The sequence below is a fragment of the Nonomuraea sp. NPDC001636 genome, from assembly GCF_040298265.1.
Classification (GTDB): domain Bacteria; phylum Actinomycetota; class Actinomycetes; order Streptosporangiales; family Streptosporangiaceae; genus Nonomuraea.
In genome coordinates, this window is sequence record NZ_JBEOZT010000002.1 from 683,679 (window position 1) to 696,127 (window position 12,449).

Annotated in this window: 10 protein-coding genes; 9 read left to right on the plus strand and 1 reads right to left on the minus strand. The window is 71.4% G+C overall.

Annotated features, from left to right (window positions below):
* Window positions 1-28: 28 nt before the first annotated feature.
* The 8 genes from ABT158_RS06870 (at window position 29) to ABT158_RS06905 (ending at window position 9,144) form a co-directional block, all read left to right on the plus strand.
* Window positions 29-1,321 (plus strand): RNA polymerase sigma factor, encoded by a 1,293-nt coding sequence (locus ABT158_RS06870; protein WP_352351709.1) that lies wholly within the window; start codon window positions 29-31, stop codon window positions 1,319-1,321.
* Between the two features lie 364 nt (window positions 1,322-1,685).
* Window positions 1,686-3,026, plus strand: coding sequence for an ABC transporter substrate-binding protein (locus ABT158_RS06875; protein ID WP_352351711.1), 1,341 nt, complete (start codon window positions 1,686-1,688; stop codon window positions 3,024-3,026).
* Window positions 3,027-3,082: 56 nt separating this feature from the next.
* A complete protein-coding gene (locus ABT158_RS06880) occupies window positions 3,083-4,039 on the plus strand; it encodes a carbohydrate ABC transporter permease (RefSeq protein ID WP_352351713.1) in 957 nt (318 codons plus the stop codon).
* A complete protein-coding gene (locus ABT158_RS06885; RefSeq protein ID WP_352351715.1) occupies window positions 4,036-4,866 on the plus strand; it encodes a carbohydrate ABC transporter permease in 831 nt (276 codons plus the stop codon). The genes ABT158_RS06880 and ABT158_RS06885 overlap by 4 nt, the downstream gene beginning before the upstream one ends.
* A complete protein-coding gene (locus tag ABT158_RS06890; protein ID WP_352351717.1) occupies window positions 4,863-6,272 on the plus strand; it encodes a GH1 family beta-glucosidase in 1,410 nt (469 codons plus the stop codon). Before ABT158_RS06885 ends, ABT158_RS06890 begins: the two co-directional genes overlap by 4 nt.
* The gene (locus ABT158_RS06895) at window positions 6,253-7,251 is read left to right on the plus strand and encodes a LacI family DNA-binding transcriptional regulator (RefSeq protein WP_352351719.1); all 999 of its coding nucleotides are present in this window, start codon (window positions 6,253-6,255) and stop codon (window positions 7,249-7,251) included. The genes ABT158_RS06890 and ABT158_RS06895 overlap by 20 nt, the downstream gene beginning before the upstream one ends.
* A gap of 54 nt (window positions 7,252-7,305) precedes the next feature.
* On the plus strand, window positions 7,306-8,133 hold the full coding sequence (locus ABT158_RS06900; protein WP_352351721.1) for an aldose 1-epimerase family protein: 828 nt from the start codon (window positions 7,306-7,308) through the stop codon (window positions 8,131-8,133).
* Window positions 8,134-8,151: 18 nt separating this feature from the next.
* Window positions 8,152-9,144, plus strand: a complete 993-nt coding sequence (locus tag ABT158_RS06905; RefSeq protein WP_352351722.1) for a phosphotransferase family protein — start codon at window positions 8,152-8,154, stop codon at window positions 9,142-9,144.
* Here ABT158_RS06905 and ABT158_RS06910 read toward each other — a convergent pair.
* Window positions 9,091-11,334: a M64 family metallopeptidase gene (locus tag ABT158_RS06910; protein WP_352351724.1), complete on the minus strand. Its 2,244-nt coding sequence runs from the start codon at window positions 11,332-11,334 to the stop codon at window positions 9,091-9,093. The genes ABT158_RS06905 and ABT158_RS06910 overlap by 54 nt on opposite strands.
* A gap of 77 nt (window positions 11,335-11,411) precedes the next feature.
* Between ABT158_RS06910 and ABT158_RS06915 the strand changes: the two genes are divergently transcribed.
* Window positions 11,412-12,359, plus strand: a complete 948-nt coding sequence (locus ABT158_RS06915; RefSeq protein WP_352351726.1) for a LysR family transcriptional regulator — start codon at window positions 11,412-11,414, stop codon at window positions 12,357-12,359.
* The last annotated feature ends 90 nt before the right edge of the window (window positions 12,360-12,449 follow it).

The window sequence follows — 12,449 nt, forward strand, 5'->3', positions numbered from 1 at the left end:
CGGACGGTGCTGGTGTCATGAGCCGGTGATGGCTTCCGACACCCACCGGGCGATCGAGGCGGTCTGGCGGATCGAGGCGCCCCGGCTCATCGCCGGCCTGGCCGGGCTGGTCCGCGACGTCGGCCTGGCCGAGGAGCTGGCCCAGGACGCGCTGGTCGCGGCCCTGGAGCAGTGGCCGGAATCGGGCGTGCCACGCAACCCGGGCGCCTGGCTGATGACGGTGTCCAAACGCCGCGCCGTCGACCTGATCCGCCGGAACGAGCGCATGTCCCGCAACCTGGCCGAGCTGGGCCACCGGCTGGAGACCGCCGTGGAGCCGCCCGAGCCCGACGAGATCGAGGACGACCTGCTGCGGCTGGTCTTCACCGCCTGCCATCCGGCGCTGTCGATGGAGGCGCGGGTGGCCCTGACGCTGCGGGTGCTCGGCGGCCTGAGCACCGACGAGATCGCCCGCGCGTTCCTGGTGCCCGAGCCGACCGCCGCCCAGCGGATCGTGCGGGCCAAGCGCACCCTGGCCGACCGGAAGATCCCGTTCGAGGTGCCGCAGGGCGCCGAGCTGGCCGGACGGCTGTCGTCCGTGCTGGAGGTCATCTACCTGATCTTCAACGAGGGGTACTCGGCGACCGCGGGCGACGACTGGATGCGCCCCGGCCTGTGCGAGGACGCGCTGCGGCTGGGCCGCGTGCTGGCCGGGCTGATGCCCGCCGAGCCCGAGGTGCACGGGCTGGTCGCGCTCATGGAGATCCAGGCGTCCAGGGCGGCGGCCCGGGTGGGGCCGTCCGGCGAGCCGGTGCTGCTGCTGGAGCAGGACCGCACCCGGTGGGACCGGCTGCTCATCGGACGCGGGCTGGCGGCGCTGGCACGCGCCGAGAGCCTGGCCGAGGAACGGGCCGCGAGCCTGGCCGAGGAGCGAACCGAGGGCCTGGCTGAGGAGCGGGCAGGCGCGGCGGGGCCGTACACGCTGCAGGCCGCGATCGCGGCCTGCCACGCCCGCGCGTTCGACCCCGGCGACACCGACTGGGTGCGCATCGCCGGCCTGTACGAGTCGCTGGCCCGGCTGGCCCGCTCCCCCGTCGTCGAGCTCAACCGCGCGGTGGCGCTGTCGATGGCCTACGGCCCGGCGGTGGGCCTCGACCTGCTCGACCAGATCGTGGACGAGCCGGCGCTCAAGGGTTACCACCTGCTGCCGAGCGTCCGCGGCGACCTGCTGTTCCGGCTGGGCCGGCGCGGCGAGGCGCGGGCCGAGTTCGAACGGGCGGCCGCGATGACCCGCAACTCCCGCGAGCGCGCCCTGCTACACGAACGCGCCGCCGCCTGCTGAGGCCCGCCTCCCCAGAGGCCGGGCGGTGGGTAAGGCGTTGGAACGTGCCAGACGGCCGTCACACTCCGTGACAGTCCGGCCTGACCGGGAGCAAGCTCGGAGGGTCCGGGCGACATGCCCTTGATGCGGCACGAAAGATGTCTCTTGAGGTGGGAGCGCTCCCAAACAGCCCTTCACCCCCTTCATCCCCTTAAATCCTTATTCGCGGTGGCAAAACGCACGATTGGTAACGGTTCCGTTTCGGCGGATTGACGGACACAGCCGGTAAGTGCACCCTTTGTGGGAGCGCTCCCAAACACTCCCATCGCGGCCGAGCGCGTCGCCGCGGTGCACCTCCCATCAGTCACCCGAGAAGGGGTCCCCCATGATGATCAGCAAGCGTCGCGGTCTGGCCGCGGCCTCAGCCCTGGCCGCGGCGGCGCTGACCGTCGCGTCGTGCGGCAGCGGCGACACGCCGGCCGCCGGCAACAGCCCCGCCTCCTCCGCGGCGGCGGCCGAACCCGTCACCATCCGGGTGCAGACCTTCGGCGGCGGCTCCAACTTCGGCTACAAGAACGCCATCGAGAAGTGGAACGCCGAGCACAAGGACATCCAGATCAAGGAAGAGCACCTGACCGACCAGTTCGAGCAGCAGTACTGGCCCCAGATGATCCAGTGGCTGCAGTCCGGCAACGGCGCGGGCGACGTCATCGGCATCGACGAGGGCGGCATGGGCCTGGCCAAGGCGCACCCCGAGTGGTGGGCCGACCTGAAGGAGTACGGCCTTGAGGGCCGCAAGGCCGACTACCCCGCCTGGAAGTGGGAGAACGGCGTGACGGCCGACGGCAAGGTCTTCGGCCTCGGCACCGACATCGGCGGCATGAGCCTGTGCTACCGCACGGACCTGTTCAAGAAGGCCGGGCTGCCCACGGACCGCGAGAAGGTCGCCGCCCTGTGGCCGACGTGGGACGACTTCATGAAGGTCGGCCAGCAGTTCCAGGCCAAGGTGAAGGACACCAAGTTCACCGACGGCACCAACACGCTCTACAACGTGGTGCTGTACCAGGAGGCGGCCAAGAACGGCAACGTCGCCTACTTCGACAAGGACAACAACCTCATCGTCGACAAGAACCCGGCGGTGAAGGCGGGCTTCGACTTCGCCTCCAAGCTCAGCCAGTCCGGCCTGACGGCCAAGCTGCGCAACTTCACCGACGAGTGGGCGGCGGGCACCCAGAAGGGCGCCTTCGCCACGGTCGGCTGCCCGTCCTGGATGCTCGGCGTGGTCTCGGGCAACGCCGGCGACGGCATGAAGGGCAAGTGGGACGTCGCCTCGGTGCCCGGCGGCGGCGGCAACTGGGGCGGCTCGTGGGTGGCCGTGCCCAAGCAGTCCAAGCACCCGAAGGAGGCCGCGCAGGTCGCCGACTACCTGACCAGCGCGCAGACCGAGGCGAGCATCTTCACCGACTTCGGCAACATGCCGAGCAACAGCAAGGCCCAGGCCGACGCCGCCGTGCAGGGCGCGAAGAACGAGTTCTTCAGCGACGCCCCGATCGGTGAGATCTTCGCCAAGTCCGCGGAGAGCCTGCAGCCGGTCTTCCTCGGGGTGAAGCACGCGCAGGTCAAGAACGCGGTCGAGTCGGTCATCCAGGGCATGGACGACGGTTCGGTGGCCTACGACAAGGCCTGGCAGCAGCTGGTCGACGACGCGGTGAAGGCCGCGGGCTGATCTTCCCCCGCCCGGCCCGCCGCTAGCGGGCCGGGCTTGCCGCTGAAAGGTCTGTTATGAGCCTCGACACCCTTCCGCGGGCGGCGCGGAACCACCATCGCCGCGACCGCCCGCCCGGCCGCCTCTGGCGTTCTCGACTCGACGTCAAGGCCATGCCGTACGCCCTGGTGTCCCCGTACTTCCTGCTGTTCGCCGCCTTCGGGCTGTTCCCGCTGGCCTTCACGCTCTACTACTCGCTCTACGACTACGACCTGGCCGGCGACACCAAGTGGGCCGGGCTGGGCAACTACGCCGCGCTGCTGGCCGACGAGGACTTCTGGAACGCCGTCACCAACACCGTCGGCATCTTCCTGCTGGCCACGATCCCGCAGATGCTGATGGCCCTGTTCCTGGCCAACGCGCTGAACAAGAAGCTGCGCTGGCGCCTGCCGATCCGCATGAGCGTGCTGCTGCCGCTGGTCACCTCGGTGGTCGCGGTCGCGGTGGTGTTCACCCAGCTGTTCGCGCGCGACTGGGGCCTGGTCAACTGGGTCCTGGCCTGGTTCGGCGGGGACAAGATCAACTGGCGGGCCGAGCGCTTCCCGTCCTGGCTGGCCATCGCCGCGATGGTCGACTGGCGCTGGACGGGCTACAACGCCATCATCTTCCTGGCCGGCATGCAGACGATCCCCAAGGACCTGTACGAGGCGGCCGCCATCGACGGCGCGTCCCGGCGGCGCCAGTTCTGGCAGATCACGCTGCCGATGCTGCGCCCGACCATGATCTTCGTGGTGCTCAACTCCACGATCGGCGGCCTGACGCTGTTCTCCGAGCCGACCACCTTCTACAACGGCAACGTGGACGGCGGCTCGCAGGGCCAGTTCCAGACGGTGGCGATGTTCGTCGTCAAGCAGGGCTTCCGCGAGTTCGACTACGGCTATGCCGCGGCCGCCGCCTGGCTGCTGTTCCTGCTGATCCTCATCGGCGCGGCCGTCAACTTCCTGTTCGTCCGGCGGATCGGAGGCGCCAAGTGACCGGCTGGAAACCGACCGTCATGACGCGGGTCATGCTCGGGGTGGCCATCTTCCTGTCGGCGTTCCCGCTGTACTGGATGCTCGTCATCGCCTCGCGCACGAACTCCGACGCCGTCTCGGTGCCGCCGAAGTTCCTGCCCGGCGGCAACCTCGGCGAGAACATCGTCGCGGTGCTGGAGAACGAGGACGCGCACTTCCTGCTCGGCCTGACCAACTCCTTCTTCAGCGCGGCGATCGTCACCGTGTCCGTGGTGATCATCTCCACCCTGGCCGGGTTCGCCTTCGCCAGCCTGCAGTTCAGGGGCCGCAACATCCTGCTGCTGCTCGTGCTGCTGACGATGGCGGTGCCGCTGCAGCAGATGGGCGTGGTCCCGCTCTACCGCATGATGGTGAGCCTGGAGTGGACCGGCACGCTGAAGGCCATCATCCTGCCGTACCTGCTCAACGGGTTCGGCGTGTTCCTGATGACGCAGTACACCCGCCAGGCCGTCCCGAACGAACTGGTCGAGGCGGCCAGGGTGGACGGCGCGGCGACGCTGCGGATCTGGTGGAACGTCGTGCTGCCGGCCGTGCGTCCGGGCATGGCGGTGCTCGGCATCAACACCTTCATGCTCATGTGGAACGACTACATGTGGCCGCTGATCGTGCTGACGCCGGACAACCCGACCGTGCAGATCGCCATCAACTCGCTCAACGCGCGCTACTCGACCAGTTACTCGCTGATCTTCGCGGGTACCGCGCTGTCCATCATTCCGCTCATCGCGGTATTCGTCGCATTCGGCCGCCAGATCGTCGGCGGACTCATGGAAGGTGCGGTCAAGGCGTGACGACACAAGAGGAACAGATTCGTCCCGGGCTGCGCTTCCCTCCCGGTTTCGCGTTCGGCGCGGCCACCTCGGCGTACCAGATCGAGGGCGCGGTCACCGAGGACGGACGCGGCCCGTCCATCTGGGACACCTTCACCAAGACCCCGGGGCGGGTGCTCAACGGGCACCACGGGGACGTGGCCATGGACCACTACCACCGCTACCGCCAGGACGTCGCCATCATGGCGGACCTGGGCCTGACGGCCTACCGCTTCTCGGTGTCCTGGCCGCGGATCCAGCCGACCGGCTCGGGCGCGGTCAACCAGAAGGGCCTGGACTTCTACAAGCGGCTCACGGACGAGCTCAGGAAGAACGGCATCGACCCGTGGCTGACCCTCTACCACTGGGACCTGCCGCAGGAGCTGGAGGACAAGGGCGGCTGGCCCAACCGCGACACGGCCTACCGCTTCGCCGAGTACGCCGCGATCGTGCACGAGGCGCTGAAGGACCACGTCCACACCTTCAGCACGGTCAACGAGCCGTGGTGCGCCGCGTTCCTCGGCTACGCCTCGGGCGAGCACGCCCCCGGCCGGCGTGAGCCGCGCAACGCGATCAGGGGCGCGCATCACCTCAACCTCGCCCACGGCCTGGCCGTCCAGGCGATGGACGCGCGCCGCGCCGGCGGCTGCGTCAACCTGTACGCGATCTCCCCCGAGACCGGCAGCGAGGCCGACCTGGACGCGGCCCGCCGCATCGACGGCCTGCAGAACCGGTTCTTCCTGGACGCGCTGCTGACCGGCCGCTACCCCGAGGACGTGCTGAACGACATCCCGATCGACGACGACCTCGTGCGGCCGGGCGACATGAAGATCATCAACGCGCCGATCGACGTGCTGCTGGTGAACTACTACAGCCGCTTCACGGTCTCCGGCGCGCCCGGCGGCAGGGCGTCGGCGGCGGCGGCCCCCACGGACACCGCCTCGCCGTGGGTGGGCAGCGAGCACGTCTCGTTCGTCAGCGGCGGCCGGCCGGTCACCGCGATGGGCTGGGAGATCGACGAGGACGGCCTGGTGGAGGTGCTCACCCGGGTGGCGCGGGACTACCCGCCGATCCCGATGGTGGTCTCCGAGAACGGCGCCGCCTTCGACGACGTGCTGGCCGACGGCCGCATCCACGACGCGCAGCGGCAGGCGTACGTGGAGGCGCACCTCGGCGCGTGCCGGCAGGCGATCGACGCGGGCGTGCCCCTGCAGGGCTATTTCGCCTGGTCGCTGATGGACAACTTCGAATGGGCCTGGGGCTACGGCAAGCGTTTCGGCCTGGTCCACGTCGACTTCGACACCCAGGAGCGGCTGCTGAAGGACAGCGCGCACTGGTACTCGGAGATCATCCGGCAGAATAGGCGACATGAACCGACCGACTCTTGAGGCAGTCGCGGCTCGGGCCGGTGTGGGCCGGGGCACGGTGTCGAGAGTCATCAACGGCTCGCCGAACGTCAGCGCCAAGGCCCGCGAGGCCGTCGAGCTGGCCATCCGCGAGCTGGGCTACGTGCCCAACAGGGCGGCGCGTGCCCTCGTCACGCGCCGCACGGACACGGTCGCCCTGGTGGTGTCGGAGTCCCAGTTCCGGGTCTTCGACGAGCCGTACTTCGCCGGCACCATCCGCGGCATCGGCTCGGCGCTGGCCGAGACCGGGCTGCAGCTGATCCTGGCGATGGCGCGCTCCCCCGAGGAGCACGAGCGGCTGGAGACCTACCTGACGGGGCAGCACGTCGACGGCGTGCTGCTGCTGTCGCTGCACGGCGCCGACCCGCTGCCGGGCAGGCTGGAGGAGATGGGCGTGCCGACCGTGCTCGGCGGCAGGCCCGTCGGCCTCGATCCCTACAGCTTCGTGGACATGGACAACCGGGCGGGGGCCCGGCAGGCGGTCAAACACCTGCTGGGCCTCGGCCGGGGCGCGATCGCCACGATCGCCGGCCCCCAGGACATGGGCGTGGGCGTCGACCGTCTGGCCGGCTACCGCGACGCGCTGCTGCCCTCGGGGCTGCCGGAGATCGTGGCCTTCGGCGACTTCTCCGAGGAGAGCGGCGCCACCGCCATGCAGGAGCTGCTGGAGAGCCATCCCGATCTCGACGCCGTCTTCGCCGCCTCCGACCCGATGGCCCTGGGCGCGATGCGCGTGCTCAAGGCCGCGGGCAAGGCGATCCCGGGCGACGTCGCCGTGATCGGCTTCGACGACTCCAAGGCCGCGCTGCACGCCGATCCGCCGCTGACCACCGTCCACCAGCCCACGGAGGCCATGGGCCGCCAGATGGCCCAGCTTCTCGTGGCCCGCATCAACGGCGAGGAGCTGCGCCAGCCCGTGGTGATCCTCGACACGCACCTGGTTCGCCGAGAGTCTGCCTGACCAGGCGTTATCCTGGCCCGGCTGCTCGCACGCCCGACGAAAGGACCTTCTCCCGTGCCCCAGCTCGAAGGCGGCGGCTACACCGCGCACATCAGCCCGCGCGGCGCCGCGCTCAGAACGCTCCGGCACGGCGGGCGCGACCTGGTGACGGCCTGGCCCGAGCAGGGCCCGGTCCCCTACTTCGCGGGCACCGTCCTGGCCCCCTGGCCCAACCGGGTGGGCGGCGCCCGCTACACCTTCCAGGGCCGCGCGCACCGGCTGGAGGTGACCGAGCCCGACCGCGGTCACGCGCTGCACGGCCTGGTCGCCGTCGTCGACTGGAAGGTGGCCGAGGCCGAGGCCGATCGGGCGCGCCTGACGTACGAGCTGGCCGAGGCGCCCGGTTACCCGTTCACGCTGGCGCTGTCGGCCGAGCACCTGCTCGACGCGGGCGGCCTGACCACGACGGTCACGGCCCGCAACACCGGCGAGGCCCACGCCCCCTACGGCTGCGGGCCCCACCCGTGGCTGCTGGGCGAGGAGCTGGAGCTGCCCGCCGCCCGCTACCTGACGACCGACGACCGGCTGCTGCCGGCCGGTCTGGCCGACGTGGCCGGCACCCCGTACGACTTCAGGAAGCCGCGCCCGGTCGGCGACACCGTGATCGACCACGCCTTCACCGGGCTCGACCGCGGCGAGGTGCGGGTGGGCGCGGTGCGCGTGGTCTGGGACCCGGCGGTGCTGCCGTGGGTGCAGGTCTGCACGAGCCGGCAGCTCGGCTACGAGGGCGTCGCGGTCGAGCCGATGACCTGCCCGCCCGACGCCTTCAACTCCGGCACCGACCTGGTCGTGCTGCGGCCGGGCGACGAACACGTGGCGAGCTGGACGATCAGCGTCGCCTGAACCCGGAAGGGGCCTCGCGTGGACAGCAGGACCAAGCGCCGCTTATCGCCCGCCGAGCTCGACGCGCTGGCCAGACGGGCCGTGGGGGCGGGCGTCTTCACGGCCGTCGAGCTGACCGACGGCTACGCCAACGCCGTGTGGCGGCTGACCCTGGAGGACGGCCGCGAGGTGGTGCTCAAGCTCTCCCCCTCGCCCGACCTCGACCAGCTCAGCTACGAGCGCAACCTGCTGCGCATGGAGGCCGCCGCCTACGAGCTGGCCGCCGCGGCGGGCGTGCCGATGGCCGAGCTGCTGGTGGCCGGGTTCGACGACCCGGTGCTCGGCGGCGACTACCTGATGCTGACCGCGCTCGACGGCGTCTCCTGGAACGACGTCAAGCCCGAGGGCGAGCAGGCGCTGCGCCGGGAGCTCGGCCGCCACCTGGCCGCCTTCAACGCGGTGACCGGCGAGGTGTTCGGCTACCCGCACGCCGGGATCGTCGGCTCGACCTGGCGGGAGGCGTTCCTGGCCATGGCGGGCGCGCTGCTGGCCGACACCGAGCGCTACCCTGCGCCGCTGCCCCGCCCGGCCGCCGAGATCATGGCGGTCTTCGAACGGGCCGCGCCGGTGCTGGACGAGGTGACCACGCCCTGCCTGGTGCACTTCGACGTGTGGGCCGGGAACGTGTTCCTCGACCTGACCGGCGAGCCGCGCATCCAGGCGATCATCGACCACGAGCGGGCGTTCTGGGGCGACCCGATCGCCGAGTTCGTCACCCCGACGATCTTCGACGAGCTGCGCGAGGACGACCCGCTGCTGGCCGGCTACCGCGAGGTGACGCCGCTGGAGCTGACCGCCTCGGCCCGCGTCCGGCTGGACCTGTACCGCGCCTACCTCTACCTGATCCTGCTGGTGGAGAACGGACCCCGGCAGTACCCGGAGTCCGAGTACGCCAGGGTCCGCGATCTGGCCGTCAGCTCACTGACGGACGTCCTGGACCGCCTCGTACGGCTTCCCCTTGACGCCCGCTGACAGCTTGCCGCACTGACCGCCGCCCGCGCCGTTCACCTGGTTCGGCACGCCGAGGTCGGCCGGCCCGGGGGTGTTGCCGGTGCAGGCGAGCGCGCCCTTGACCGTGACGCCCGACAGGATCGGCGCGGTGTTGCCGGTGAGCACGGCCGCGCCGCGCAGCTCGGCGCCCACGACCGTGAGCTGGGCCGCGCCGGTGACGCTGAGCGCGCCGTCCACGCGCGTCCCGATCAGGTGCACGGCGGCGGGCTTGGCGGCGGTGAGGGTGCCGCTGATCCGGCCGCCGTCCGTCACCAGCGAGGCGCCGGCCTTGACCGTGACCGGGCCGGTGACCTGGGCGTCCTTCAGGCAGGTCACGCCGTCGGCCACGGTGAGCGGGCCGCGGTGCGCGCCGGTGACCGTGCGGTCGCAGGCGGGCGGCGGGGCGATGGTGGTGACGGTGAAGCTCTTGGCCTGCCCGTAGTTGCCGGCGGCGTCGATCGAGCGGTACTCGACGGTGTGCCGGCCGCGCGGCAGCTTGCCGTAGACCAGGGAGTCGATGACCGTGCCCTGCTCGGTGAACGTCCAGGGCAGCTCGCTGGAGGTGGGCCAGCCGAAGTAGTTGAACCAGCCGTCGCCGTCCACCCGGGACTCCGAGACCACGTAGCCGTCGCGGTCGTCGTCGCCGGTGAGCTTCATCGTGAACGGGCCGTTGTAGACGTAGGTGTCGCCGGAGCGGGCGAGCGGCTCCGACAGCTCGTACCCGGTGGTGGGCTCGGTGGCGTCGACCTGCCAGGTCAGCGTGGTGGCGCCGAGGGTGGCGGTGAGGGTGTGGGCGCCGGGCGCCAGGTCGGCCGCGCCCAGGTCGAACTCGGTGCCGGTGCCCGCCGGCCGGCCGTCCAGCGCCCAGGCGACGGCGGGGACCGACGCCGCCGGGTGGGTGGTCTCGACGTACACGACGGCGTCGCGCCCGGCCGGGCGGTCCGTCGGCGTGGACGACACGACGGCGGCCTGGACGCCGTCGGGCGGCGTGGTGAGCGTGGTGTCCACGGTCCAGGTGCGGGTCTTGCTCATGGCGGTCCGGATCGCCGGGTCCCGGACGAACTCCGTGGGGTCGGCGACCGTGGCCGTGACCGTGTGCGTGCCCGCGGCCAGGCCCAGTGTGCGCAGGTCGAGGACGTCGGCGTCGCCGGGCAGGTTCTTGCCGTCCACGGCCCAGGTGGTGGTCAGCGAGTGCCCCACCGGGCGCATCGGCTCGACCCAGAGCACCCGGTCGGCCCCGACGGGCGCGGCGGTGGGCGTGGAGTCCTGGATCAGCGTGGTCTTGGCGGTGATGCGCTGGGTCATGACCTCGCGGCTGACCTGGTCGAAGTAGTAGCCGAGGGTCTTCATCATGGAGTGCTTGCTCGGCCGCCACACGCCGCTGGTGTAGTACAGGCCGCCCTCGTAGCGGGCGATCGGGCCGCCGGACTCGCTGTCCTCGCCCAGCCACCGCCACCACTTCCGGCGCTGGTCGAGCATCTGCTGCTCGGTCAGCAGGCTGTGGTGCGCGCTGGAGGGCTCGGAGCCGCCGTAGGTCCCGCCGGGGACGCCGCGCTGGTAGTAGTCGTACTCGTCCTGCAGGCCGCCCAGGGAGTGGCCGAGCTCGTGCGGGCTGATCAGGGCGGACATGGAGTTGCTGCCCGAGGCGGTGGCGTAGCTGCCGCCCGCGCCGCCGTAGGTGCCGCTGTTGGCCAGGGCGAGGATCTGCCGGTTGCCCGACGTCGTCCCGGTGACCAGGTTCGCGAACCGGGTGGCGGCGGAGTTGTCCATGGTGATCAGTCGCTGCACGCTGCCGGGGTTGCAGCCGCCCCAGAAGCCCATGCTCAGCGGGGTGGTACGGCGGGGCGCGTCCAGGCCGGGGTCGCAGCTCACGCCGGACTCGCCGGAGACGATGTCGATCCGGTAGACGTTGATGTAGTCGCGGTAGGTCTTGAACGGCTCGATCGACCACATCACGTTGAGGTGCCGGTCCACGTCGGCCCGGAACTTCGCCTGCTCGGCCTCGGTGTAGCCGTCGCCCATGACGATCAGGTTGAACCGCTTGGCCGGGGCGCCGGTGACCTGGACCGGCACGACCGTGGCCGCGCCGGGCCCGTCGGCGGCCGCCGACGCATGGGCGGATGGGACATATAGGACGGCGGCGGCCAGTACCAGGGCCGCGAATCTACGCATGTCATGCACTATCGGCCCGATGGATCCGGCAGTCTCATCCCATAAGGGCATAACTCCGGAGTGATAGCTTCTGCGGGATGCAGCTCGAACTGAGACATCTCAGGACGCTGCGCGCCATCGCCGACCACGGCAGTGTGACCAGGGCCGCGGCGGCGCTCGGCGTCTCCCAGCCCGCGCTCACCGCCCAGCTCGGACGGATCGAACGCCTGCTCGGCGGGGCGGTCTTCACCCGCGACCACCGCGGCGTGGCGGCCACCGCGTTCGGGGAGTTCGTGCTGGCCAGGGCGCGGGTGGTGCTCGCCGGGGTGGACGACCTGCTGGCGGCGGGGCCGTACGAGCTGGCCGGGCAGGCGATCCGGGTGGGCGGCTTCGAGAACCCCGTCGTCGTGCCGCTCGTCGCGAACCTGGCGGGCGCGCTGCCCGAGGCGCGGATCACGTTGCAGACCGAGCACTACGTCCGGGTGCTGGTGGACATGGTGGCCAACGGGCGGCTCGACGTGGCGCTGGTGGCCGACTACCCCGACCACGAGCTGCGGCTCGGCCCGGCCATGGGGATGGGCGTGGTGGCGGTCGAGCCGGTGTTCGTGGCGCTGCCCGCCGTCCATCCGCTGGCCGGACGGGCCGAGGTGGAGCTGGCCGAGCTGGCGGGCGAGCCGTGGGTGCTGCCGCCGCCCGACGGGATGGGCTGGCCGGAGCACCTGCTGGAGGCGTGCCGGCGGGCCGGGTTCACGCCGCGCGGGCGGTACCAGCTCGTGGAGGCCGGGGTGCGGCGGGAGCTGATCGCGGCCGGGCACGCGGTGTCGGCCTGCCAGGCGCTCTACGACCCGGGCGAGCGGGTGTCGGTGCTGCCGCTGCGCGGGAACCCGCTGTGGATGCGTCAGGTGCTCATCTGGCGGTCGTCGTTCGCCGCGCACGCGCCGGCGCTGCTGGAGAGCGCCCGCGCGGCCCACGCGGCCGTGGCGGCCCGCAGCCCGGTCTACACCGCCTGGACGACCCGCTACGGCCGCCCGCCCCTGCCCTCCTGACCCCGCCCCCTCCCACCGCCCCTCCGGCACGCCGGAGGGGCGCGGGGGCTTGCTCATTTCCGGGGACGTGACACAATCTCATTGGGTGAT